27 protein-coding genes are annotated in these 24,090 nt (G+C 61.7%); 23 read left to right on the plus strand and 4 right to left on the minus strand.

Annotated elements, in window-relative coordinates; translation table 11 throughout:
- The first annotated feature begins 14 nt into the window (after positions 1 to 14).
- The 3 genes from pgsA (at position 15) to ABI796_RS07490 (ending at position 1,698) form a co-directional block, all read left to right on the plus strand.
- Entirely contained in the window at positions 15 to 617 is a 603-nt protein-coding gene (gene pgsA / locus ABI796_RS07480; protein WP_141283919.1) for a CDP-diacylglycerol--glycerol-3-phosphate 3-phosphatidyltransferase, read from the plus strand.
- On the plus strand, positions 614 to 1,126 hold the full coding sequence (locus tag ABI796_RS07485; RefSeq protein ID WP_141283918.1) for a CinA family protein: 513 nt from the start codon (positions 614 to 616) through the stop codon (positions 1,124 to 1,126). Before pgsA ends, ABI796_RS07485 begins: the two co-directional genes overlap by 4 nt.
- A 137-nt stretch (positions 1,127 to 1,263) precedes the next feature.
- A complete protein-coding gene (locus tag ABI796_RS07490; RefSeq protein ID WP_024820363.1) occupies positions 1,264 to 1,698 on the plus strand; it encodes a helix-turn-helix domain-containing protein in 435 nt (144 codons plus the stop codon).
- Positions 1,699 to 1,794: 96 nt separating this feature from the next.
- On the opposite strand, the gene ABI796_RS07495 is transcribed toward ABI796_RS07490, so the two are convergent.
- A complete protein-coding gene (locus ABI796_RS07495; RefSeq protein WP_170224930.1) occupies positions 1,795 to 2,334 on the minus strand; it encodes a MarR family winged helix-turn-helix transcriptional regulator in 540 nt (179 codons plus the stop codon).
- 41 nt (positions 2,335 to 2,375) lie between these two features.
- Here ABI796_RS07495 and ABI796_RS07500 point away from each other — a divergent pair, with 41 nt between their 5' ends.
- The 6 genes from ABI796_RS07500 to dapF all read left to right on the plus strand — a co-directional run bounded on the left by ABI796_RS07500 (position 2,376) and on the right by dapF (position 7,959).
- Positions 2,376 to 2,600 (plus strand): DUF3046 domain-containing protein, encoded by a 225-nt coding sequence (locus ABI796_RS07500; protein ID WP_141283917.1) that lies wholly within the window; start codon positions 2,376 to 2,378, stop codon positions 2,598 to 2,600.
- Positions 2,601 to 2,850: 250 nt separating this feature from the next.
- Positions 2,851 to 3,894 carry a recombinase RecA gene (gene recA / locus ABI796_RS07505; protein WP_141283916.1) on the plus strand — a complete coding sequence of 348 codons (1,044 nt, stop codon included), beginning with the start codon at positions 2,851 to 2,853 and terminating at the stop codon, positions 3,892 to 3,894.
- Positions 3,884 to 4,426 carry a regulatory protein RecX gene (locus ABI796_RS07510; protein ID WP_141283915.1) on the plus strand — a complete coding sequence of 181 codons (543 nt, stop codon included), beginning with the start codon at positions 3,884 to 3,886 and terminating at the stop codon, positions 4,424 to 4,426. Before recA ends, ABI796_RS07510 begins: the two co-directional genes overlap by 11 nt.
- Positions 4,426 to 5,973 (plus strand): tRNA (N6-isopentenyl adenosine(37)-C2)-methylthiotransferase MiaB, encoded by a 1,548-nt coding sequence (gene miaB, locus ABI796_RS07515; protein ID WP_141283914.1) that lies wholly within the window; start codon positions 4,426 to 4,428, stop codon positions 5,971 to 5,973. Before ABI796_RS07510 ends, miaB begins: the two co-directional genes overlap by 1 nt.
- Before the next feature lie 19 nt (positions 5,974 to 5,992).
- Positions 5,993 to 6,919, plus strand: coding sequence for a tRNA (adenosine(37)-N6)-dimethylallyltransferase MiaA (miaA, locus tag ABI796_RS07520; RefSeq protein ID WP_141283913.1), 927 nt, complete (start codon positions 5,993 to 5,995; stop codon positions 6,917 to 6,919).
- Between the two features lie 71 nt (positions 6,920 to 6,990).
- Complete coding sequence (dapF, locus tag ABI796_RS07525; protein ID WP_141283912.1) at positions 6,991 to 7,959, plus strand: diaminopimelate epimerase; 969 nt, start codon at positions 6,991 to 6,993, stop codon at positions 7,957 to 7,959.
- On the opposite strand, the gene ABI796_RS07530 is transcribed toward dapF, so the two are convergent.
- Positions 7,940 to 8,554 carry a class I SAM-dependent methyltransferase gene (locus ABI796_RS07530; protein WP_141283911.1) on the minus strand — a complete coding sequence of 205 codons (615 nt, stop codon included), beginning with the start codon at positions 8,552 to 8,554 and terminating at the stop codon, positions 7,940 to 7,942. The genes dapF and ABI796_RS07530 overlap by 20 nt on opposite strands.
- Before the next feature lie 554 nt (positions 8,555 to 9,108).
- On the opposite strand from ABI796_RS07530, the gene hflX reads away from it, so the two are divergent.
- Complete coding sequence (gene hflX / locus ABI796_RS07535) at positions 9,109 to 10,671, plus strand: GTPase HflX (RefSeq protein WP_141283910.1); 1,563 nt, start codon at positions 9,109 to 9,111, stop codon at positions 10,669 to 10,671.
- Positions 10,664 to 12,724 (plus strand): ATP-dependent DNA helicase, encoded by a 2,061-nt coding sequence (locus ABI796_RS07540; RefSeq protein WP_141283909.1) that lies wholly within the window; start codon positions 10,664 to 10,666, stop codon positions 12,722 to 12,724. The genes hflX and ABI796_RS07540 overlap by 8 nt, the downstream gene beginning before the upstream one ends.
- Before the next feature lie 60 nt (positions 12,725 to 12,784).
- Here ABI796_RS07540 and lexA read toward each other — a convergent pair whose 3' ends face one another.
- Positions 12,785 to 13,528, minus strand: a complete 744-nt coding sequence (gene lexA, locus ABI796_RS07545) for a transcriptional repressor LexA (RefSeq protein WP_141283908.1) — start codon at positions 13,526 to 13,528, stop codon at positions 12,785 to 12,787.
- A gap of 346 nt (positions 13,529 to 13,874) precedes the next feature.
- Between lexA and ABI796_RS07550 the strand changes: the two genes are divergently transcribed.
- The 8 genes from ABI796_RS07550 to ABI796_RS07585 all read left to right on the plus strand — a co-directional run bounded on the left by ABI796_RS07550 (position 13,875) and on the right by ABI796_RS07585 (position 20,070).
- The gene (locus tag ABI796_RS07550; protein WP_141283907.1) at positions 13,875 to 14,234 is read left to right on the plus strand and encodes a LysM peptidoglycan-binding domain-containing protein; all 360 of its coding nucleotides are present in this window, start codon (positions 13,875 to 13,877) and stop codon (positions 14,232 to 14,234) included.
- 77 nt (positions 14,235 to 14,311) lie between these two features.
- A complete protein-coding gene (locus tag ABI796_RS07555) occupies positions 14,312 to 15,430 on the plus strand; it encodes a histidinol-phosphate transaminase (protein WP_141283906.1) in 1,119 nt (372 codons plus the stop codon).
- 45 nt (positions 15,431 to 15,475) lie between these two features.
- A complete protein-coding gene (gene hisB / locus ABI796_RS07560; RefSeq protein WP_141283905.1) occupies positions 15,476 to 16,102 on the plus strand; it encodes an imidazoleglycerol-phosphate dehydratase HisB in 627 nt (208 codons plus the stop codon).
- Positions 16,099 to 16,845: an imidazole glycerol phosphate synthase subunit HisH gene (hisH, locus tag ABI796_RS07565; RefSeq protein ID WP_141283904.1), complete on the plus strand. Its 747-nt coding sequence runs from the start codon at positions 16,099 to 16,101 to the stop codon at positions 16,843 to 16,845. Before hisB ends, hisH begins: the two co-directional genes overlap by 4 nt.
- On the plus strand, positions 16,846 to 17,004 hold the full coding sequence (locus ABI796_RS07570) for a hypothetical protein (protein WP_170224929.1): 159 nt from the start codon (positions 16,846 to 16,848) through the stop codon (positions 17,002 to 17,004).
- Between the two features lie 49 nt (positions 17,005 to 17,053).
- A complete protein-coding gene (priA, locus tag ABI796_RS07575) occupies positions 17,054 to 17,797 on the plus strand; it encodes a bifunctional 1-(5-phosphoribosyl)-5-((5-phosphoribosylamino)methylideneamino)imidazole-4-carboxamide isomerase/phosphoribosylanthranilate isomerase PriA (protein WP_141283903.1) in 744 nt (247 codons plus the stop codon).
- A complete protein-coding gene (locus tag ABI796_RS07580; RefSeq protein WP_141283902.1) occupies positions 17,797 to 18,714 on the plus strand; it encodes an SseB family protein in 918 nt (305 codons plus the stop codon). Before priA ends, ABI796_RS07580 begins: the two co-directional genes overlap by 1 nt.
- A 51-nt stretch (positions 18,715 to 18,765) precedes the next feature.
- Positions 18,766 to 20,070: an MFS transporter gene (locus ABI796_RS07585; RefSeq protein ID WP_141283901.1), complete on the plus strand. Its 1,305-nt coding sequence runs from the start codon at positions 18,766 to 18,768 to the stop codon at positions 20,068 to 20,070.
- Between the two features lie 101 nt (positions 20,071 to 20,171).
- On the opposite strand, the gene ABI796_RS07590 is transcribed toward ABI796_RS07585, so the two are convergent.
- Positions 20,172 to 20,570, minus strand: a complete 399-nt coding sequence (locus ABI796_RS07590; RefSeq protein ID WP_105692384.1) for a DUF1844 domain-containing protein — start codon at positions 20,568 to 20,570, stop codon at positions 20,172 to 20,174.
- Between the two features lie 393 nt (positions 20,571 to 20,963).
- Here ABI796_RS07590 and infC point away from each other — a divergent pair, with 393 nt between their 5' ends.
- The 4 genes from infC to ABI796_RS07610 all read left to right on the plus strand — a co-directional run bounded on the left by infC (position 20,964) and on the right by ABI796_RS07610 (position 24,042).
- Positions 20,964 to 21,998 (plus strand): translation initiation factor IF-3, encoded by a 1,035-nt coding sequence (gene infC, locus ABI796_RS07595; protein WP_246095809.1) that lies wholly within the window; start codon positions 20,964 to 20,966, stop codon positions 21,996 to 21,998.
- 117 nt (positions 21,999 to 22,115) lie between these two features.
- Positions 22,116 to 22,310: a 50S ribosomal protein L35 gene (gene rpmI / locus ABI796_RS07600; RefSeq protein ID WP_011774324.1), complete on the plus strand. Its 195-nt coding sequence runs from the start codon at positions 22,116 to 22,118 to the stop codon at positions 22,308 to 22,310.
- 119 nt (positions 22,311 to 22,429) lie between these two features.
- Positions 22,430 to 23,104 (plus strand): 50S ribosomal protein L20, encoded by a 675-nt coding sequence (gene rplT / locus ABI796_RS07605; protein WP_141283899.1) that lies wholly within the window; start codon positions 22,430 to 22,432, stop codon positions 23,102 to 23,104.
- 26 nt (positions 23,105 to 23,130) lie between these two features.
- Positions 23,131 to 24,042: an RNA methyltransferase gene (locus ABI796_RS07610; RefSeq protein ID WP_141283898.1), complete on the plus strand. Its 912-nt coding sequence runs from the start codon at positions 23,131 to 23,133 to the stop codon at positions 24,040 to 24,042.
- Positions 24,043 to 24,090 lie beyond the last annotated feature (48 nt).

The raw sequence follows: 24,090 nt of genomic DNA on the forward strand, positions 1-24,090 counted from the left end.
GGTAGCCTTGTGGGGTGACTACAGCCGAGGGTGATAACGCGACGTCCAGCAGCTCCGATGTCTGGAACCTGCCCAATATCCTCACTATGCTCCGAATCGCCCTGGTCCCGTTTTTCGTATGGTTCCTCGTAGCCGACGACGGTCAGTACGGGATCTGGCGCTGGGCTGCCGTTGTGGCCTTCGCCGTGGCCATCTATACGGACAAGCTCGACGGCGACATCGCCCGGGCGCGGGGCCTGATCACCAATTTCGGCAAAATTGCAGATCCCATCGCAGACAAGCTGCTGATCGGTTCCGCCCTGGTCCTGCTGTCCATCCTGGGGGAGTTGCCCTGGTGGGTGACCATCCTCATTCTCGTCCGTGAGTGGGGGATTACGGCCCTGCGGTTCGTCGTCATCAAATACGGCGTCATGCCGGCCTCCCGCGGCGGCAAGTTGAAGACAGTCATTCAAACCGTGGCCATCTTCCTCTACGTCCTTCCGCTCAAAGCGATCGCTCCCTGGCTGGGAGACGTTGCCTTCTGGGTCATGATGCTGGCTCTTGCCATCACGCTGTGGACCGGCGTGGAGTATGTGGTGCAGGCCCTCAAACTGCGCGCGGCCGGGCGGCGTTCATGACGCCCCGTGAAGGTGCATCCGCTGCAGCGCAGGCAGCCACGGCTGCGGTCGCCATGGCAATCGGGAACAAACTCACCGTTGCTACTGCTGAGTCACTGACGGCCGGAATGGTTGCTGCGACGCTGGCCAACACTCCCGGCGCTTCCGGGATGCTGCAGGGCGGAGTGGTCGCCTACCAGAACCCGGTGAAGTCCGGCGTCCTGGGTGTTTCGCAGGAACTGCTGGCAGCGGTGGGCTCAGTTGACGGGCAAGTGGCAGAGGCAATGGCCGACGGCGCCCGGCGGGTCTGCGGGGCGGACCTTGGAATCTCCACCACAGGTGTTGCCGGACCCGAGCCGCACGATGGCAAGGACGTAGGCACGGTATTCATCGGCATCGCAGGTAAATCCGGGACAGAGTCGTTTGAATACAGCTTTTCGGGGGACAGGCATTCCATCAGGGAACAGGCTTGCGAAGCCGCCTTGGCGCGTCTGCTTGCTGCTCTGAGTGACGTTGGTTACCGTTCGTAAAGTAGTCGGGAACAAAAACTGATTGCCAATAGTTGTGTCATTGTGTCGCTTCGGAAGAGCCGGGGCGCCTAGGATGTAAAAACCAACCCGGTCCGCCAGCCAGCGAACCGGACGAATGAGGGAGCAAGGCGATACAGATGGTAAAGCAGCCCGTATCCGTAAACGGCGTTGTCCGCTGGAAGGATGTGGGCTTGGCTGATCAGACACAGAGCGAACAGAAGGAGCGCAAAATGGTTGTACTACGCCACGAGATCGGTGATGTACTGCGCGATGTCCGCCAGCGTCAGGGCCGTACCCTCCGCGAGGTTTCGCACAGCGCCCGCGTTTCACTCGGTTACTTGAGTGAAGTTGAACGCGGCCAAAAGGAGGCTTCTTCCGAGCTCCTGTCTTCTATCTGCACAGCCCTGGATGTTCCGCTGTCCCACATGCTTCGCGAAGTCAGCGATCGCGTGGCCGTCGCAGAAGGTGTTGCTGTTCCGGACACCGTTCCGCAGGAATTCTCACAGCGTTATGGTCGCGATCTGGATCTCACGGATGACTTCCCGCAGGGAATGCTCTCCGGAGCCCGGTAATCGTTCACCAGAGTCATGAAAAATGGTCCCCAGCTCAGCTGGGGACCATTTTTTGTTTGAACGGGGGCCGTCATTGACGGCTTGCTTGAGTGCAGCTCAGGCGGATTCGGATTTGTCTTCGACGTCGTTTTCCGGGTCCTTCACACTGAGGACGCCATCGCCGTAGATGGCGTTGAGGCGGCCCATGTAATCAGCGAGTGTTTGAACATCTTCCAAAGGCCATTCGCCGAGCCGTTCACGGAACACCTGTCGCCGGGCGTCCTGGACCTGGTGCATTTTCTCTTCGCCCTTGTCCGTCAATCGGATGGACTGGGCCCGGCCGTCCTGGGGGTCCGCTTCCTTGTAGACCAGTCCTATGCTCTCCAGAAAAGCGATCTGACGGCTCACGGACGGCTTGCCCACCCCAATGCAGGTGGCCAGGTCCGTCAGGCGGATGGGCCCTTCCCTGCGAATGACGGTAAGGAGCCCGTAGGCAGCAGGTTCCATGTCCGGATGCACTTGGCGTGAGAGCTGGTGGGAGATGGAACGGGCGCGGCGCCAGAGCAGGCTCAGCTGGTGTTCCACCTGCTGGAGGGCGTCGTCCACGGCGTCACCTGGTACCGCCGGTCCGGGCGTGCTCTGGAGAGAATTGCTCATGGCAACCATTCTAGAGTCCGGCGCCATGAGAGACTCTATCGGTGAGGGCAAGTGACTTTTGGCGATTAATGGACGACGAATTCGGGGCAGGCTACTCCCGGGTCCTGGCCGGCTCCCTGGTACTTGCCAGCGTGGGTGGACGGACCGCCGTGGAAGCATTGGCCGCCGGTTACCAGCCCCGCGAGGTGTGGTTGGCTGTCTGCGAAGTCCAGGATGTTCCGCCGGAGCGAAGGCTGGGCAGGGACATCAAGCCGGCCTCAAACTGAGTGCCTTTCGGGCAACGGCCCTTCAAGACACACCGGGCTGGTCATTCGAATATCTGTTCGGATGGGGATATGCTCCTGAAAGAGGAAAATTGATCCTGAACGACGCGTCCGGGGCATTCCGGCAGTCCTGTTTATCCACATAGCAGGGGTCGGCTTGTAAAAATGTCAGGGTGTCGTAATAGCGTCTGACATGACAGGAAAGCGGCCTTTCAGGCCACTCCACAGCGAGAAAGCATCAGAGGTGTGAACCATGGCGGCAGCCCCGGATCGTGAGAAGGCGCTCGAAGCAGCGCTTGCCCAGATCGACAAGCAGTTCGGTAAAGGCTCAATCATGCGTCTGGGTGATGACACCCGCGCACCGATTGAGGTCATTCCCACCGGCTCCATTGCATTGGATGTCGCCCTTGGCATAGGTGGCCTGCCCCGGGGCCGCGTTGTGGAAATCTACGGCCCGGAATCATCGGGTAAAACCACCGTGGCACTTCACGCCGTAGCCAACGCACAGCGCGCCGGAGGCATCGCGGCCTTCATTGACGCTGAACACGCCCTTGACCCTGACTACGCCGCCAAGCTGGGCGTGGACACTGATGCACTCCTCGTCTCGCAGCCGGACACCGGTGAGCAAGCCCTGGAGATCATGGACATGCTGGTGGGTTCCGGCTCTCTGGACATCGTGGTCATCGACTCCGTGGCCGCCCTGGTACCTCGTGCTGAAATCGAGGGCGAGATGGGCGACTCCCACGTGGGCCTCCAGGCCAGGCTCATGAGCCAGGCACTGCGTAAGATCACCGGCCGCTTGAGCCAGACCAAGACCACCGCCATCTTCATCAACCAGTTGCGCGAAAAGATCGGCGTGTTCTTCGGATCACCGGAAACCACCACAGGTGGTAAGGCCCTGAAGTTCTACGCTTCAGTTCGAATCGACGTCCGCCGTATCCAGACTCTGAAGGAAGGTGCGGACTCCGTCGGTAACCGCACCAAGGCCAAGATCGTCAAGAACAAGATGGCCCCGCCCTTCAAGATCGCCGAGTTCGACATCATCTATGGTCAGGGCATCAGCCGCGAGGGCGGCATCATTGACATGGGTGTGGAGCACGGCATCATCAAGAAGTCCGGCTCGTGGTTCACCTACGACGGCGATCAGCTGGGGCAAGGCATGGAGAACTCGCGTCGCTTCTTGCGGGATAACCCCGAGCTGGCCCAGGAGCTGGAGCGCTTGATCAAGGAAAAGCTCGGCGTGGGCGTGGTCAAGGCTGAAGAAGATTCTCCGAAGCTGAAGGCCGTTGACGGCTAGGAGAGGGCCGGATCCGGATACTTCCGTAGCGGCCGATCCTGAGCCTGATCCCGAATCCGTGGCGCGTGCCATCGTCTTGCGACAATTGACGATGGCGCCGCGGAGCCGGCTTCAGTTGTCCCGGAAGCTAGCAGAACGCAATGTCCCTGAACATGTGGCTGAGGCAGTGCTGGATCGCTTTGAAGAAGTTCAGCTGATTGATGACGCCGAGTTCGCCCGAATGTGGGTGCGTAGCCGCTCGCAAAGCAAAAAGCTCGCAAAAGGCGCCATCCGTCGCGAGCTGGCGGACAAAGGCATCGAGCTGGATGCCGCCGAAGAAGCCCTTTCGCAGCTCAGCGATCAGGACGAGGAATCGGCTGCTCGGGAGCTGGTTCAGCGCAAGCTCCGGCCCAGTATGAATCTGACCGATCGGGCAGAGCGGGACAAGTACACCCGCCGGTTGGCATCCATGCTGGCACGAAAAGGTTACGCCCCTTCCTTGGCGTTCAGGATCGTCGGTGAGGTGCTGGCAGAAGCCGGTACCCTTGAGTAGTGAGTTTGACCATTCCCTCCCCATCAGCTGCCGCCTCTCCTTCTGTTGAACCCGGAACCACTGCAGAGCCGCGGACTTATCAGGTCCGGACTTTCGGCTGCCAGATGAACGTCCATGATTCAGAGCGCATGGCGGGACTTCTTGAAGAAGCCGGTTACGTGCCCGCTGATGGCGAGGTAGCGGACGTCGTGGTCTTCAACACATGTGCTGTCCGTGAGAACGCGGATAACAAGCTTTACGGAAACCTTGGCCAGTTGCGCCAGGTCAAAGAGGCAAACCCCTCGATGCAGATTGCCGTGGGTGGATGCCTGGCCCAGAAGGACCGGGAAACCATCGTCAAGAAGGCGCCGTGGGTTGACGCCGTGTTCGGTACACATAACGTGGGGGCGTTGCCGGCACTGCTGAACCGTGCCCGGCACAACAACGAGGCTCAACTGGAGATCCTCGAATCCCTGGATGTCTTTCCTTCAACGCTCCCCACCAAGCGTGACTCCGTCTACGCGGGTTGGGTTTCGATCTCCGTGGGTTGCAACAACACCTGCACGTTCTGCATTGTGCCTTCGCTTCGCGGCAAGGAGAAGGACAGGCGACCCGGAGAAATTCTGGCGGAGATCCAGGCCCTCGTAGATGACGGAGCTGTTGAAGTGACGTTGCTGGGTCAGAATGTGAACTCCTACGGCGTGGAGTTCGGTGACCGCCAGGCCTTCTCGAAACTCCTGCGCGCCTGCGGGGAAATTGATGGTCTGGAACGCGTCCGCTTCACCAGCCCTCACCCGGCAGCTTTCACCGATGATGTGATCGATGCCATGGCTGAGACCCACAACGCCATGCCGCAGTTGCACATGCCCTTGCAGTCCGGCTCGGACAAGGTGTTGAAGGACATGCGCCGGTCCTACCGTTCGAGCAAGTTCCTGGGGATTCTGGACAAGGTGCGCGAACGGATCCCGAACGCCGCCATCACAACTGACATCATTGTTGGCTTTCCGGGCGAGACCGAAGAAGATTTCCAGGCCACCCTGGACGTAGTGGAGAAGTCCCGCTTTGCCTCGGCCTTCACTTTCCAGTACTCCAAGCGCCCTGGCACCCCTGCCGCTGATTTGCCGGAGCAACTCCCCAAGGCTGTGGTGCAGGAGCGCTACGAGCGCCTCACGGCGCTGCAGGACCGTATTGCTGCCGAAGAGAACGCCAAGCAGCTGGGACGTCAGGTGGAAGTTCTGGTCACTGCGCAGTCCGGACGGAAGGCCGGAGAAACGCATCGGTTGTCCGGTCGGTCCAAAGATCAAAGGCTCGTGCACTTTTCCGTGCCCGAAGGCTCCCAGGCTCCCAGGCCGGGTGACTTCGTCACTGTCACCATTACCGAGGCCGCTGCATTCCACCTCGTGGCTGATCCGGCAACTGGGCAGGACTACCTCCTGCGTAGATCCCGCGCAGGCGATGCGTGGGATCGTTCACAGGCTGATTCCTGTGGAGTCCCGGCAGCAGGGGCGGCACCAGGGAAGACGGGCGTGTCGTTGGGCATGCCGTCACTGCCTGTTCGCCGGGCATAGGCGCGGACCACAGGATCGCATGTCGCCTACCCATCAGGAACTTCCGCAGCCTGTCATCGCAGTTGTTGGTCCCACCGGTTCGGGGAAGTCGGATCTGGGGGTCAACCTGGCGTTGGCATTGAACGGTGAGGTGATCAACGCCGACGCCTTGCAGTTCTACCGTGGAATGGACATTGGCACCGCCAAGATCACCGTGGACGAACGCAGGGACGTTCCGCACCATTTACTGGACATCATGGACGTCACCCAGGAGGCCAGCGTTGCGGACTTCCAGGATCAATGCCGTGCAGCCATCGCAGACATCCACTCCCGGGGCAAGCGGGCCATCCTTGTGGGCGGTTCCGGCCTCTACGTGCGCGCCGCCCTGGATGTCCTGGAGTTTCCGGGCACTGATCCGGAGCTCCGTAAACGCTTGGAAGAGGAGAGCCAGAGGCGCGGGCTTGCGCCGCTGCGCGCGCGCCTTGAGGAAGTGGATCCCATTTCAGCTGCTCGCCTTGGCGACGCCCGGCGTGTGATCCGGGCACTGGAGGTTCACGGGCTGACCGGCCGTCCCTTCAGCTCATTCATGCCGCAGCGTCAGTATTTCCAGCCCGCGGTTCAGATCGGGTTGGAAGTGGATCGCGAGGAACTGAGGCAACGCCTGGCATTGAGGGTGCACCGTATGGTGGAGGAGGGCCTTGAAGAGGAAGTTGAACGGCTTGACGCCTTGGGTTTGCGGAGCGGCAAAACAGCCTCCCGTGCCTTGGGTTATGTCCAGTTCCTGAAGGTTCTGGACGGGGAGATGACAGTGGAAGCTGCCGCCGAGGACACCATTGTTGCAACCAGACAGTTTGCACGGCGCCAGTTGACGTGGTTCAGGGCGGATCCACGAATCACCTGGCTTGACTGGCAGGATCCGGAACTGTTGGTCAAAGCCGTAGATGCGGTGTTGACCGCCCCAGGGTAACCCGCACCTGACCGTTGGACGCCAGCCCGCGAAATTTCTGGCCGAACCTGCGTGGCGGGTAGCCTAGATCCATGGATGAAACCGCTGCAGTTCCCGCCCGGCAATCCGCAAACGCGGATGTTCCGGTGACACTTTCCAGCCTTGCCGGCCTGGCGTTCTCAAAGGGCCACGGAACGGGTAACGACTTCGTCCTGATTGCTGATCCCGGCGATGCCCATGAGATCACGGCCGAGCACGTGGCTCAGTTGTGTGACCGTCATGTGGGCATCGGTGGCGATGGTCTCATCCGGGCCGTCCCGTCCCGCTTTCTCCCGGAGGGCCGCGTTGCCTTGGAGCAGGATCCCCAAGCGGAGTGGTTTATGGACTACCGCAACGGTGACGGTTCGCTCTCGGAGATGTGCGGCAATGGGGTCCGCGTCTTTGTTCATTTCCTGATCGCCGAGGGGCTGGTGGACCTCGGACCCGGTCAGACACTTTCCATTGGAACCCGCGGTGGTGTGAAGAAAGTTGTCCGGACCGCCAACGGCTATGCCGTGGACATGGGCCCGTGGGAGTTTATCTTCCCGGACGAAGCCCGGAGCAAGGCCATGGATGCGCTGGTCAGCGCTGATGGCCTGGAGGTGGCAAGGCCCGGGCTCTCTGTGAGCATGGGTAATCCGCATACGGTAGTTGCCCTTGCCGAACTCAGCGAACTGGCCGCCACGCAGCTCTTCAAAGTCCCGGTGGTGGATCCCACACCGGTCAATGGGACCAACGTGGAGTTTGTGGTTCCGGCTGAGCCACTGGTGGAGGATGGCGTAGGAACCATCACCATGCGCGTTCATGAACGCGGCGTGGGTGAAACGCAGTCCTGCGGCACCGGGGCGTGCGCTGCCGCCGTCGCTATCCGTCACTGGGCCGGTGAGACGGCACCGAACGACTGGCACGTCAACGTACCGGGCGGCGTCGTTGCCGTGAAGTTTTTCCCCGGCGCGGGCGGCAGGGAGCACGTGGAACTGAGTGGTCCTGCCGTGATCGTGGCTACAGGGACGCTTTCCTGACCCTGATGATCCTGAACGTCTTGGATGTGCTTTCACGCGAGACCGTGTAAGAGCCGTCCAGCTCGTTGGCGAGCCACCGTTGGAGTGAGTCCGAGCCCAGGTTCTTCTGGACCACCAGCCAGGCGCTGCCCCCGGGTGCCAGCCGGGGCAGCCACGTCAGCAGCAGCGAGTGAAGTTCGTCCTTGCCAATTCGGATGGGCGGGTTGGACCAGATGGTGTCGAACTCGACGGCGGGATCCACTTCATGCGGGAGGCTGGCCGTGACGTTGGTGAGTCCCAGGGCCGCGGCGTTCTCGTTGGTCAGTGTGATGCAACGCTCATTGACGTCAACGGCATGAACTTGCGCATGTGGCGCCATGAGGCCCAAGGTGAGGGCAATTGGACCCCATCCGCAGCCAATGTCCAGCAGGTGCCCCTGAGGTGAGGGCGGCGGAACTTCGGCGAACAGGACCGCTGTGCCCTTGTCCACTCCGTCCGGGCTGAAAATACCCGATGAGGTCTGCAGCCGGCGCGTGGCTCCGGCGAGTTCTACTGTTAGTGGCTTGCGCGTGAATGGTCCGGCCGGTTGGGAAGTGAAATAGTGTGCAGACTCCATAATTTGCCAGATTAGTTGGCTATTGCCAGCTTGGGAAACCGCCTCCGTCCGTCGCGGGTTTGACACGTGCTGCTAAAGTTGTATGCATGTTCTTGATCTTTGAGTAGTCAGCCCGAAACGCCTGAGCTTTCAGGCGTTTACTGGTACTGCCCGCGAAGCAGGCCCGGTTTGGTTAATGCCGGCCCGGCCATTCCGCCCGGCAGGTTCCCCGAGGCTCAGTTTGTTGGCTTTCCCGGTTGGTTCCCAAGGCTCCTGAAGTCTTGAGGCCTGGACGGTGGAGCAGGACACTCAGTAGATCCAATCCGTTGATGCGCAGTGAACCGCCATGGTGTACATGGCTCCTGCAATGCCAGCGGTGAAGCATCCCACCTCGGCCCGGACCCTCCTGCGGATTCACACTAAGCCACTTCTACAGCAGCCACCTCAAAGATCAGGGGTGGCTGTTCAGGACACAGGAGGCCCTTTTGGCCAATGCCCGTCAGCCCAGCGCGAATAGCGCCCCATCGAGCAGCAAACAGCACTATTCTGGAATTGCCGAACAGTCTAAGGAGACCATGACCACCCAGAAGCACTCCGGATCCGATTCCGACGCCCAGGACATGAGTCCTGAACAAATCCAGGCCGTGATCGACCGGATTCTTTCCAAGGATGTACCTGCGCAGCCATCCGAGGACAACGATGCCAACGGTGTGTTCGGCAAGGCGCAGGCGATTTCCACGCTGGACCAGGAACACAGCATTTACGACGGCGACCAAGAGGACCTGGCTGAACGCCGCGCCCTTCGGCGTACCGCTGGATTGTCCACCGAACTTGAGGACGTCACAGAGGTCGAATACCGGCAGCTGCGCCTCGAACGTGTTGTGCTGGCAGGCCTGTGGACCGAGGGGACTCTTGCAGATGCGGAGAATTCACTCCGTGAGCTCGCCGCACTTGCCGAGACCGCTGGATCCGAGGTGCTGGACGGCCTGGTTCAGCGCCGGCAGAAGCCGGACCCGGGAACGTTCCTGGGATCCGGCAAAGCCCAGGAGCTCAAGGACATTGTGGCCGCCACCGGCGCGGACACCGTGGTGGTGGACACTGAACTGGCTCCATCGCAGCGTCGCGGCCTTGAGGACATTGTGAAGGTCAAGGTAGTTGACCGCACCACGCTGATTCTTGACATCTTTGCCCAGCACGCCAAGAGCCGCGAAGGCAAGGCGCAGGTTGAGCTCGCTCAGCTCGAGTACCTGCTCCCGCGGCTTCGTGGTTGGGGTGACTCCATGTCCCGCCAGGCTGGTGGCCAGGTAGGTGGAGCAGGCGCCGGTATGGGCTCCCGTGGTCCCGGTGAAACCAAGATCGAACTGGACCGTCGTCGAATCCGTACCCGTATGGCAAAGCTGCGTCGCGAAATCGCCGCAATGAAGCCGGCGCGAGAGACCAAGCGGGCCAACCGCCGTCGGAATGCTGTTCCCTCCGTGGCTATCGCCGGGTACACGAACGCAGGCAAGTCGTCTTTGCTCAACCGCCTCACCGACGCCGGTGTCCTGGTGGAGAACGCCCTGTTCGCCACCCTTGATCCCACGGTCCGCAAAGCACAAACGCCGGATGGAATTGGCTACACCTTGGCGGACACTGTTGGTTTTGTCCGCTCATTGCCTACCCAGCTGATTGAGGCCTTCCGGTCCACGCTGGAGGAAGTTGCGGATGCGGACCTGATCCTTCACGTAGTGGATGCATCGCACCCGGATCCTGAGGGCCAGATTGCAGCCGTCCGGTCCGTCTTCACCGAGGTGGACGCCCGCAAGGTTCCCGAGATCATCGTCCTGAACAAGGTCGATGTAGCGGACCCCTTCGTGGTGGAGCGGCTCAAGCAGAAGGAACCCCGCCACGCGGTGGTGTCCACCCGGACGGGCCAAGGCATCGCTGAATTGCTGGAAGACATCAGCCGGTCCATTCCACGGCCTGGTGTGCGCCTTGAACTGCTCATTCCCTACGACCGCGGGGAAATGATCAACAAGCTGCACAATTCCGACTCGGAAATCCTTAGCCTTGAGCATGAGGAGAACGGGACCCGCGTAGTCGTCATGGTGCGCGAAGGTCTGGCCGCCGAACTGGAGTCATTCGTTAGTAATGGTTGAGAAAGTGGCGGCGGACGCCGTCGAGTCGGTGGGGGAGAAAGTCACCCTCGAGCTGTTGGACCGGGCTGTTGCCGGCATGGGCGGACAAAGCCGTGCCGGCCAGCATGAAATGGCCAAGCATGTCACACGGGCCATCGAGACCGGGGAGCATCTGCTGGTCCAGGCGGGAACGGGAACGGGTAAGTCCTTGGCTTACCTGATTCCGTTGATCGCCCATTCCATGGACAGTGACAAACCGACGCTGGTGTCCACCGCCACCCTGGCACTCCAGACCCAGATCGTGGGGCGGGACCTCCCGCGCCTTCTGGAGACCATCAACCCTGCCCTTGATCGCCCCGTCAATGTGGCACTGGTCAAGGGCAGGGCCAACTATGTTTGTCTGCAGAAACTTGAAGGCGGGTTCCCCAGCGAAGAGCCCTCCGAGGGACAGTTGTTTTCCCTGGGGGAGGATACCAGCGTTCCCCATTTCGCTGCCTCCATGAGCGGGCCCCAGTCCCAGCTGGGCAAAGAAGTGGTCCGTCTCCGGGAGTGGGCGGAGAAGACCACCACCGGGGACCGAGACGAACTCATGCCTGGCGTGACGGACAGAGCCTGGCGGCAAGTATCCGTAACGTCCATGGAGTGCCTGGGTGCCCAGAAGTGCCCCGTGGCGGAAGAGTGCTTCAGCGAGCTGGCCCGCTCAAGGGCGGGCGAGGCCGACGTCGTGGTCACCAACCATGCCATGCTGGCCGTCAGCGCCTTCGAAGGCCTGGCCGTTCTGCCCGAGTACGACGTCGTTGTGGTTGATGAGGCCCACGAGCTTCAGGACAGGGTGACCGGAGCTGTGTCCGGGCAGTTGTCCGTTGCCATGGTCCACGCGGCAGCATCCAGTGCCCGCAAACACACAGCCATCACTGTGGATGCCCTCAACGCCGCTGCGGATAGCTTGGACATGGCAATCGCCGGAGTGCCCAACGGTTTGTTGCCCAACGGACTCAACGACGAACAGCTCGATTGTCTGGACCAATTGCGCGACGCCACACGCGCGGCGCTCTCGGATTCGAAGACCGATTCCTCCAACGCCGTTGACGGAGGACGCCAGCTCGCCCGTTCACGGCTCATGCTCATCCTGGAACTGTGCGAGCGGATGCTGGCCGCCAAGGAGAACCGCGAAGTGGTCTGGTTCTCGCGGAACAGCACCTTCGACCCCCAGCAGGGCTACTCGCCACCGGACGAGACCGCACCTGCTTTGATCAACATTGCACCTCTTAGCGTCGCAGGGCGGCTCCGTGAGGGACTCTTTGCCGGACACACCGTAGTGCTGACCTCCGCCACGCTGGCCATCGGCTCGGCCTTTGAGCCAGCCGCGGGTGGTCTGGGCCTGATTGGCGAAGGCGCACCGAGCTGGACCGGGATCGATGTCGGATCGCCCTTTGACTACCCCAAACAAGGGGTCTTATACGTCGCAAAACACCTGCCCAAGCCAGGCCGCGGTACCTCGCCTGAGGCGCTGGACGAATTGGAAGACCTCATCCGCGCTTCCGGGGGCGGAGCGCTCTGCCTGTTCTCTTCACGGCGTGCAGCCGAAGAAGCCGCCGATGCCATGCGGCTCCGGCTGGACGTGGATATCCTCTGCCAAGGCGAATCCACCATGGCGGCCCTGGTGAAGCAATTCGCGGACGAACCTGACACGTGCCTCTTCGGAACCATGTCACTATGGCAAGGCGTCGACGTACCGGGTGGCTCCTGCCGTCTGGTGGTCATTGACCGCATCCCCTTCCCACGTCCTGATGATCCCCTGATGACCGCCCGTTCCCGTGCAGTGGCCCAATCGGGCGGTAACGGGTTCATGGCCGTGTCAGCCACCCACGCTGCTATTCGATTGGCTCAAGGCGCAGGCCGGCTAATCCGCTCTACAGGAGACAAAGGGGTTGTAGCCGTACTGGATTCCCGGCTGTCAACAGAGCGCTATGGGGGCTTCCTGCGTGCCGCCCTGCCGCCGTTCTGGGCTACGACGGACCGGACAGTAGTGCGTGGCGTCTTGGAGCGTCTGGGATCGACCAAAGCCTCTTAGGGAGGCGCTGGGTCTGCGGGGAAGCCTTGAGTGTGCGTTTCCTCAAGGAAGCGTGCGTGCTTAGAGAGAGCGCAGCACGGAAACGACCTTGCCCATGATGGTGGCTTGATCTCCGAGGATGGGCTCGTACTGTGTGTTCTGCGGAAGCAGCCATGTGTGCCCGTCCCGCTGCCGGAACGTTTTGACGGTGGCTTCGTCATCCAGCAGGGCGGCAACGATGTCGCCGTTGATGGCATCGTTCTGGCGCCGGACCACTACCCAATCGCCGTCACAGATAGCGGCATCAATCATGGAATCGCCGGCTACCTTCAGCATGAACAGTTCGCCATGCCCCACAAGTTGGCGAGGGAGTGCAAGCACGTCTTCAACCGTCTGGTCAGCCAGAATCGGACCGCCGGCAGCAATGCGGCCCACCAGAGGGACCATGGCAGTATCGCTGGCGCTTGCCAATTCCGTCACGGCCAGGCCACCGGCACTGCGCAGCGTGGTGGGGGCTTCCACGCCGGGAATTGGTCCGCCGTCAAGGGTCAACGGCATCAGCACTTCCATGGCGCGGGGTCGCTTGGGATCTCTGCGGAGGTAGCCGAGCTTCTCGAGCTGTGACAACTGGTGCGTGACGCTGGACAAACTTGCCAGGCCTACGGTGTCGCCGATTTCACGCATGCTGGGCGGGTAGCCGTTGTCGTTGACCGAACGCTGGATGGTCTCCAGGATCTTCTTCTGCCGGACAGTCAGGCTTTTGGGACTCTTTTGAGGCTGTTGGCTCCGCAGGGGTGCCCCGCCGCCTGTGGCTTTCGCTGCCATGTTCGCCAATGCCTTTCATTCAGCCCGATGAGTGCCCGGGGTTGTTGGGTCCGCAAAAAATGTCGGACCCTCCTGTTCCACTGAAACAGTGCTGTTTCTTCACTCAAACGTAGGGCAGGCACAGGCGTTTATCAAACATTTGTTCTAGCGAGTCTCGACACCGTTCGTTGATAAGTGCTAAAAATGTCATAGCAAGGTTCGAATATGTGTTCTATAAACCTGATGCTGAAGCCCGATGTTCGAACAAAGCGTTCGAACATCGGGGGTCGGGGGAGGGGAACACCAAGAATTGGCAGCCAAGCACCGGTACTCCGGAGCCTGGCAATAGCTCAGAAGGGCTCAGCTCATGTCCGCAGTCATCACGTTCGCTGAATTCCGCACTACCCAGGCACCCGCTCGCTTGCGTCTGACCCGGCGTGGTCGGTTTGTCTTCTTCGGCATCCCCGCCATGCTGTTGGTGGCGGCGTTGCTGAGTCTCGCCGGTTTCATCAACTCCCCGGCCAAGGCTGCGGACTCACAGTCCCAGTTGCGTCCGCCTGTGGCCGTCACGGTCACTGTCCAGCCCGGGCAGTCCCTGTGGGGCATTGCTGGTGCTGCAGCTCCTGAGCGGGATCCTCGGGATGTCATCGCCGAGATCATCCAGTTGAATGACCTCCGCGGCGGCCGCATCCTGCCCGGCCAGCAACTCTTCGTCCCCGCAAACTAGGTAGTCCCAGGTCTGTTGCATCTGTGGCCGGGCGTCACAGTTAGTCGGCAGTCCCGACCGCCCCTTAAACTGGGTTGGTGAGTGACCAGCTTGAGCGACTTGACCGACTTCCCCTCCGGACCAACCTGCGTGGACTGAGCCCCTATGGCGCGCCGCAGCTTGATGTCCCCATCCTGCTCAATGTCAACGAGAACACTCATGGCGTCCCTGCTGATGTGCAGGCCGCCATTACCGAGGCTGTTGCTGCTGCCGCTACTGGACTGAACCGTTACCCGGATCGAGAGTTCACTGAACTCCGTCAAGCCCTTGCCGAGTACTTGGGCCACGGACTTTCTCCGGATAACATCTGGGCTGCCAACGGTTCCAATGAAGTCCTGCAGCAAATACTCCAGGCATTTGGCGGTCCGGGACGCAAGGCCCTGGGTTTCCCTCCCACGTACTCCATGTACCCCCTGCTCGCCAGCGGCACTGACACCGAGTATGTCCGGGGAGTCCGTGCTGAGGACTATGGGCTGGACGCAGCTTCGGCTGCTGCGCAGGTCCGGGAAACCGGGGCCAACATTGTTTTCCTCTGCTCGCCCAACAACCCCACGGGCACGGGACTGGGGCTGGACGTCGTCGAGGCAGTCTACGAAGCCGGGGAAGCCAGCCAAGCGATCGTGATCGTGGATGAGGCCTATCACGAGTTCGCACACGACAATACTCCCAGCGCCCTGACCTTGCTGCCCGGCCGCGAGCGATTGATCGTTTCGCGCACAATGAGCAAGGCTTTTGCCCTGGCCGGTGCCAGGCTCGGGTACATGGCTGCAGCTCCTGAAGTTACGGACGCGATCAGGTTGGTGCGTCTGCCCTACCACCTCTCTGCGGTTACCCAGGCAACAGCACTTGCGGCGCTGACGCACCGTGAAGCCCTTATGGCCGACGTCGAAGACATCAAGGTCCAACGGGACCGCATAGTCACTGAGCTGCTGCGCATGGGCCTCAAGCCTGCAGCTTCGGACTCCAACTACGTCTTCTTTGGAGGGCTCGAGGAACCTCACGCGATTTGGCAAGGCCTGCTCGATGCCGGCGTGCTGATCCGCGACGTCGGCATCCCCGGTCATTTGCGTGTTACCGCAGGCACGGAGCAGGAAACAACGGCCTTCCTTGAAGCGCTGGAATCCCTGTTGAACGGCACTGCGCCGCAGCACGCCTAAACTTGTTCTAGACCCAACCCACCCTCCGTGTATAAGGACGTCCCAATGAGCGAAACCGGCGCCACGCCGACCGCTGCCCGAACCGCGCGCATGGAGCGCACCACCAGTGAATCCTCGGTGCTGGTGGAGATCAACCTGGACGGAACAGGTGTATCGGATATCAGCACCTCGGTTCCGTTTTATGACCACATGCTGACGGCATTGTGCAAGCACTCCCTGATTGACATGACAGTCAAGGCCACCGGCGATACCCACATCGATGCCCACCACACCGTGGAAGATGTCGCTATCACCTTTGGTGAGGTTCTCCGCACCGCACTGGGAAACAAGGCCGGCATTCGTCGTTTTGGTGAAGCAACGGTTCCTTTGGACGAAGCTCTGGCGCACGCGGTGGTGGACGTATCCGGGCGTCCGTACCTTGTGCACGGGGGTGAACCGGCCGGACAGGAATACCACTTGATCGGTGGACACTTCACGGGATCGCTGACGCGGCACGTTTTTGAAGCCATCACCCTGCACGCCGGAATCTGCCTGCACATGAATGTCCTTGCCGGGCGGGACCCCCACCACATTGTGGAGGCACAGTTCAAGGCCTTTGCACGTGCGCTTCGCGCTGCGGTGGAGTCCGATCCCCGGGTGGAGGGCATTCCCTCCACCAAGGGGGCACTATGAGCGGGCAGTTCTTGAAGGATGGGGCAGTTGCGGACGCTGTTGCTTCAGTGAAACCGGAGTCGCCCGAGGGCAAGCCCACGGTCACGGTCCTGGACTATGGATCCGGTAATGTGCGGTCCGCGGTCCGCGCCCTGGAACGTGCCGGCGCCCATGTCATTCTCAGTTCCAAACCAGAGGATGTTCTCAACGCCGACGGTCTGGTGGTTCCCGGCGTCGGAGCTTTTGAGACGGTGATGCAGGAACTGAAGTCCGTTGACGCCATCCGCATGATTGGGCGTCGGGTTGCAGGCGGCCGTCCCGTGCTGGCCATCTGTGTTGGCTTGCAGGTCCTCTTTGAGGCAGGTGTCGAGCACGGCACCGAGTCCGAAGGTATGGCCGAATGGCCTGGCAAGGTTGAGCTCCTTCCTGCTCCCGTTGTTCCGCACATGGGGTGGAACACCGTGGACGTTCCGGAAGGCTCCAAACTCTTTGCCGGTGTTGAACAGGAACGGTTCTACTTTGTGCACTCTTATGGTGTGCAGGAGTGGAACTTTGACGTGGTTCAGCCGCGTATGGCTCCTCCCATGGTCACGTGGTCCGAGCACGGTGCGCGCTTCATTGCTGCGGTGGAGAACGGGCCTCTCTGCGCCACGCAGTTCCACCCGGAGAAGTCCGGCGATGCCGGAGCCCGGCTCTTGCGAAACTGGGTGGACACCCTCCGCAAGCCCGCACCGGAAGCATCTTCCGGAAGCGGAGCCGCCTAGATGTGGTGGTCCGTACTCCTGATGGGCCTCGCTGGTCTTCTGGTGGGTGGGGGAATTTCCTTCCATCAGCAGAAAAAGCCCAGGTGGGTCTCCATTTCCTTCTATGTGCTGGCCGGGATGTCCCTGCTGGCCGCCTATCTCCTGACGCTGGGTAACTGAACCACGCGCTCACCACGCCGCGTCACCTTTCGAAACTTCAAGGACACACATGACCTCCTCTGCCCAGTCCGTTCTGGAACTCCTGCCCGCCGTTGACATTGTTGACGGCCAGGCGGTCCGCCTCCTGCAGGGAGAAGCCGGCTCGGAAACCAGCTACGGAACGCCGCTCGAAGCTGCACTGAACTGGCAAAACGCCGGTGCCGAATGGGTGCATATGGTGGACCTTGATGCCGCCTTCGGCCGTGGGAACAACGCTGCGCTGATCAGTGAGGTTGTCTCACAGCTCAACGTCAAAGTGGAGCTCTCCGGCGGATTGCGGGACGACGAATCCCTGGAACGTGCACTTGAACTGGGCGTCGCGCGCGTAAATCTTGGAACGGCGGCGTTGGAGAACCCTGAGTGGACCCGGCGTGCGATCGAGCGCTTCGGTGACAAGATCGCCGTCGGCCTTGATGTCCGGGGGACGACTCTTGCCGGACGCGGCTGGACCAAAGAAGGTGGCGACCTTTGGGAGGTTCTGGCGCGTCTGGAGGACGCCGGCTGCGCCCGCTATGTGGTTACCGATGTCACCAAGGACGGAACCCTGCAGGGCCCCAACGTGGAACTTCTCCGCCAGATGGTGGAGAAGACCGGCAAGCCGGTAGTTGCCTCCGGTGGTATTTCCAGCTTGGAAGACCTCCGCGTCCTGCGTGAACTGGTGCCGCTGGGCGTTGAAGGTGCAATCGTCGGCAAGGCGCTCTACGCCGGTGCCTTCACCTTGCCCGAAGCGCTGGACGTTGCCGGGCGCCGCTGATGCCACATCACGACGGACACGCACCCGGGCACGAGGACCGGAGCCACGCCCGGCGTGAGCTTCCCGGCCATATCGCCGCCGCGTTGGCCGGTGCCGGGGGAGCCACTGACTCCGCTGGGCAACCGTGGGCCGGCAGGAGCCTGAGTGGTGACGACGCCAAAATTCACAACTTTGAAGACGACGACGGATCGGCGGACGCCGGTTATGTCGCCGCGATCGCAGCGCTGATCAAGGGGACGGGCAATGAGGCGGACGTTATAGCTTCACTGGCCACGGCGCGAGTTTTCGTTCCCGTTGTTGCGCAGCTGGCGGAGGAAGCGGAGGGTGTCGAGGGCCTGCATGCGGACAAGCAGGCTGATATGGCATTGGTCACACTCAAGGCTCCCGATGGTCGCACGGCCATGCCGGTGTTCACCTCCGCGGCTGCCCTTGAAGCGTGGCACTCCCAAGCCCGCCCGGTAGCTGTTTACGCCGCCCGCGCCGCACTTTCCGCAGTATCGGAGGGTGCGCAACTGTTGGTCATGGACCCTGGCTCAGACTTTGCATTCGTTGTGCGGCGTCCGGCAATGTGGGCCCTGGCTCAGCAGAAAAACTGGACGCCGTCCTACCTCGATGATCAACTGGAGGCAGCTCTCGCTTCGACGGTTTCGGCATTTCGCACGGTCCGCCGGCTGGAGACGCAGCCCGGTGCTGGAGTTGCGTCGTTGACAGCGGACGGCCGTCGGGTACCCGGGGGCGGTGCAGGGCCGGAACTGCGTGTGGTGCTCTTCCTCGAAGATGGACTTGACGCCGTGGCTGTGCAGACGCTCGTGGCCCAACTCAACGAGGCCTGGTCACGGATGGATTCCTTTGCCGAAGGCGTGGATTCCATGGAAGTAAAACTGCAGCGCGCAGCACAGGAGCCCGCGCAGCATTAATGGCGGTGCCGGTTCCCCGGGGCTGCCCTGGGGAACAAGAGGAATTAGCCAGTGAACTTTGCTCTCTACAAAGAGACGCTGTCCATCCGTCCTGTCCGGCGCCTGCTGGTAGTGGGCATGATTGCCCGCATTCCCCACTCGGCGGCGGGCGTACTCCTCACCTTGCACATAGTGCTCACCCTCGGTCACGGCTATGCGGCTGCCGGAGCGGCTGCCGCCGTCATGACCATTGGCATAGCGCTGGGCGCTCCTTGGCGTGGCCGTCGAGTAGACATGGTGGGACTCAGGAAAGCGCTGATCCCCTCGGTGATCTCGGAGACGGTCATATGGTCGATCGTCCCGCATGTTTCCTATGAGTGGCTGTTGCCTCTGGTATTTGTTGGCGGCCTCTTCACGCTGCCGATTTTCAGTGTTGTCCGCCAATCCCTCGGTGTGATGGTTGACGGCGAGCAGCGGCGTTCGGCGTTTGCCCTGGACTCCATCGCCACCGAGCTGGTGTTCATGATTGGACCGGCCGTCGGCGCGATCGTGGCCACCAGTGGTTTCTCAGCCGTGGGGCTCACTGCTGTGGGTATCTCAGTTTCCGTGGCGGGGCTGTTCCTCATCTGGTTCAATCCGCCCACCCGCAGCGAAGCGGTGTGTACGCCGCAGGAGTCGGCCGACAGGGCCGCGGCTGATCTCGCTGCGGCTGAGGCGGCCATGGTGGCATCCGCGCCTGCCCACGTCCAGGAGGCGGCCTCGGAAATGGCGTCGCCCACCTCCCGTACGGCAGCTTTGCGAAGCCGCGTGGCCAGGAACTTCACCTGGTTCACGGTTTCTGTTGCTGCGCTCTTCGCAGTGGCCGCCGGCTCGGGCATGGTGCTGAGCGGGTCCGATGTCAGCATCGTGGGCCTGTTGGAGCGTGGTGGGCACGAGAATGAAATTGGAATCGTGTTCTTCTTCTGGTGCGCGTCCTCGGTAGTGGGTGGCCTGATCTACGGTTCAATGAAGCGTTCCATCTCGCCCATGCTCCTGCTCCTGGGCATGGCCGCGCTCACCATCCCCATGGGATTCGCCCAGGACACCTGGACCCTGGCGTTCCTGTCACTCCTTCCGGGCCTGCTGTGCGCACCGGTCTTGTCAGCCTCCTCAGAAAAAGTGGCTGACCTCGTTGAGGAAGAGCGCCGGGGGGAGGCCATGGGCTGGTACGGCTCCGCCCTGACAGCGGGTGTCGCCCTTGGCGCACCGTTGGCCGGAGTCTTCATCGACACCGTGGGTCCTTCAGGCGGGTTCGCTGCGGTGGGCATCGCCGGTGTTGTCCTCTGCGCGGCGGGATTGTTGCTGACATCCATGCGTCGCCGGGCAGCGCGGGTCTGAAACAGCCGCAGTGCGGGTTTAAAGAATCCTGAACAGACGACGACGGCGGGCTGACCATATGTGGTCAGCCCGCCGTCGTCGATTCTTGCCTCAGTTACCGCTTAGTTCACAGGTCCGGTGAACTTCTCTCCCGGGCCCTTGCCCGGGGCGTCGGGGATGAGTGATGCCTCGCGGAATGCCAGCTGCAGGGAGCGCAGGCCGTCGCGCAAGGGGCCGGCGTGCTGCGAGCCGATCTCTGGGGCGGCGGCGGACACCAGGCCGGCAAGGGCTGTAATCAGCTTGCGGGCTTCGTCAAGATCCTTGAGGTCCTCGGCATTGGGGTCATCGGCAAGGCCGACTTTGACGGCTGCCGCACTCATGAGGTGAACGGCGCCGGTGGTAATGACTTCCACAGCCGGTACTTCGGCGATGTCGCGGATCTGCTGGGACACCCCGGCATCGGCGGCAGGGGCGGCGTTTTCGCTGTAGGAGTTGCGGGAATTGCTGTCTTCAGTGCTCATACTGGTAAGCTTGTCACAGACCGACTGGAAGTCGTTATTCAGGGTTAATATCCGCAGTCAACGTTCCCGCCTTCCGCAATGTGCGCTTGGCGGGATGTTTCTGTAGAATTGTCTTTCAGTTTGCAAGCGGAGTTCTCTCCCACCCGCGTCAGCCGTTCCCTCAGGGGGCAGGATCCCTTTTGGGACAAGAGGTTGCCGGGTACCTGGTCGGACACTTGTGGAAGCATGGCTTCCGGAAGTGCGTGCTTCCTTGATGGAAGTACAGCCGATCTTCGAGGCCTTCGATTGCACCAGCAATTGGAGGCCTTCTCTATTTGCCGGTGACATCACCACAACCACAGGAGCTTTAACATTAGCGAGCCAAGAATCAATGAGCGTATCCGCGTCCCCGAGGTGCGGTTGGTCGGTCCTGCCGGCGAACAGGTAGGAATTGTCCGCATCGAGGACGCCCTGCGTCTTGCTGCCGAGTCCGATCTCGATCTCGTTGAAGTTGCCCCGCAGGCTAAGCCTCCTGTTTGCAAGTTGATGGACTTCGGTAAGTACAAGTACGAAGCCGCAGTGAAGGCCCGCGAGGCCCGCAAGAACCAGACCAACACGGTTCTTAAGGAAATCCGCTTCCGCATTAAGATCGACAAGCACGACTACGAAACCAAGCGCGGACACGCACTTCGGTTCCTGGGTGCCGGCGACAAAGTCAAGGCCATGATCCAGTTCCGTGGCCGTGAGCAGCAGCGTCCCGAGATGGGCATCCGCTTGCTGCAGCGTTTCGCTGAAGACGTTGCCGAGGTTGGCATCATCGAGTCCAGCCCGCGCATCGATGGCCGCAACATGGTCATGGTGATCGGCCCGCTGAAGAACAAGGCTGAAGCCAAGGCCGAGGCCCGCCGCGCTACGCAGCGTGCTGAAGCCAAGGCACAGAACGAGGCCAAGGCATCCGGACGCGTTGACACCACGGGGGAGCAGGCTCCGTTGACTCAGAGCCTCGCCGACCTTCTGCCTGAGGGTTTCAAGGTCACCGAAGAGGAGACCACGAAGACATCTGCCGAGGCCACCGAGGCTCAGGCGCCGGTGGCTGAAGAAGCTCCCGTTGCCGAGGAAACTCCGGTTGAGGAAAAGGCGCCGGAGGCTGAGGAAGCTCCCGTAGCTGAAGAAGCTCCGGTTGTTGAGAAAGCACCTGTGGCTGAGGCTCCTGCAGTCAAGGCTGCGCCGGCTCCGGCCAAGGCAGCGCCTGCAGCGAAGGCTGCACCGGCTCCGGCAAAGGCAGCGCCTGCAGCAGCAGCTCCAAAGCCTGTAGTACCGGCAGCGGCCCCGAAGCCTGCAGTTCCTTCGGCTCCGAAGCCCGTCGCCAAGCCGGCAGCTCCCAAGCCGGCAGCTCGGCCTGCGGCCCCCAAGGCTGCACCGAAGCCTGCATCACGCAAGACCAACTAGTTCAACGCCGTGGAAGCCCCGCTTCCATCGGCAAGCAACCAGCACGCCGGCCCTTGTAGGCCGGCTGCGCGAAAGAATCGCGGACTCGTCCGTGGATACGTAAGGAGATCGGTTCCCATGCCGAAGATGAAGACCCACAGCGGTGCTAAGAAGCGCTTCAAGCTGACCGGCACCGGCAAGCTGAAGCGTCAGCAGGCCAACCGTCGTCACTACCTGGAGCACAAGTCCTCCAGGCTGACCCGTCGCCTCGCCGGCGACAAGCTCGTCTTCAAGGGCGATGCCAAGGTCATCAAGAAGATGCTCGGCGTCTAAGTTCCAAGTTCTTTGGTTTCTGCCATCCGGCAGGGACCGACTACACCAAAAGCCTTCTCAGGCCGGCCGGGTTTCCGGCAGTAGCAGCTTGGGATAAAGATTTCTGAAGGAGTACGCACGTGGCACGTGTGAAGCGGGCGGTAAACGCCCACAAGAAGCGCCGGGTTGTCCTTGAACGCGCAAAGGGTTACCGCGGACAGCGTTCGCGCCTGTACCGCAAGGCCAAAGAGCAGCTGCTGCACTCGTTTGTGTACAGCTACGGTGACCGCCGCAAGAAGAAGGGTGACTTCCGTCGCCTCTGGATCCAGCGCATCAACGCTGCATCCCGCGCCAACGGCCTCACCTACAACCGTCTGATCCAGGGCCTGAAGGCCGCTGAGGTTGAGGTTGACCGCCGCATGCTGGCCGAGCTGGCCGTCTCCGACGCCAACGCTTTCGCCGCTCTGGTGAACATTGCCAAGGCAGCACTTCCGGCTGACACCTCCGCTCCGGCTGCTGCTGCTCCCAAGGCTGCCAAGGCTGCCAAGGTTGCTCCGGCTGCTGCCACCGCAACGGCTGTCAAGGCTGCAGTTTCCGAGAAGCCGGCTATCGACGGCGCAGTTGCTGCCGATGGCGACGAAGCTCCGGAAGGCTACGCCATCAAGGGCAACGCCGAGTCCAAGAAGTACCACGTTCCGGGTTCCACCTGGTACAACACCACTGCTGCTGAGTACTGGTTCTCCACCGTTGAGGCTGCAAAGGCTGCCGGCTTCGAGCCTGCAGGTGGCGAAGCCCGCCAGCAGATCAAGAACTAGTCGCAACTGCCACTAAAGTTCTTTATATGAACGAAACCGGGCGCCCGCAAGACTTTCCGATGACCAACCCCCGAGCTGATCGGGTGAGGGACGTCGCCAAGCTTGCCGGGCGCCCGGCCCGTTTAAAGCGCGGGCGCTTTCTCGCAGAGGGTCCGCAAGCGGTGCGTGAGGCGTTGACCTTGCACCGTGAGCGCACAACGGCCGGAGGTTCCGCCGTCGTGCACGAAGTTTTTGCCAGCGAAACGTGCCTTGAGCGCCTCCCCGAGCTCGCAGACCTCGCTGAAGGGACCTTGCTCCGGTTAGCCACTGACGAGGTTCTTGCCGCTATGGCGGACACGGTGAATCCCCAGGGGATCGTGGCCGTGTGCAGTTTTGTTGACGTCAGCTTGGATTCGGTGCTCGACGCCGGTCCCCGCCTGATCGCGGTGATGTGCCAGGTTAGGGACCCCGGCAACGCCGGTACAGTCCTTCGCGCGGCAGATGCTGCCGGCGCCGATGCTGTTGTCCTTACCGGCTCAAGTGTGGACATTTACAACCCCAAAGCTGTGCGTTCCACAGCGGGCTCTTTGTTCCACCTTCCCGTTGTCCTCGGTGCCGATGTTGAGGAACTGGTGGCCCAATGCCGGGACCGCGGTATTGGTGTCCTGGCAGCGGACGGCTATGGGACCGTGAACCTGGATACCCTGCAGGATGAGAACGCAGCCCGAAGGCTGGGGAATGAGTCAGTGGTCTCGGACTATGCCCTTGAGTCTCCTACCGCCTGGCTGTTCGGCAACGAGGCCCAGGGCCTCTCTGACGCTGAGCTTGCACTGGCTGATCATCGGGTGGCCGTTCCCGTCTACGGGGCGGCTGAGAGCCTGAACCTGGGCACCGCGGCCACAGTGTGCCTTTATGCAAGTGCGCGATCCCAGCAGGGCGTCAAAGCAGGAAAAGCCTAAGCAGGATCGGCGATGCCGGGCAACGGATCCGCACGGCTGTACCGATCA

This window comes from Paenarthrobacter aurescens (genome assembly GCF_041549525.1).
In the GTDB taxonomy this organism is placed as follows: domain Bacteria; phylum Actinomycetota; class Actinomycetes; order Actinomycetales; family Micrococcaceae; genus Arthrobacter; species Arthrobacter aurescens.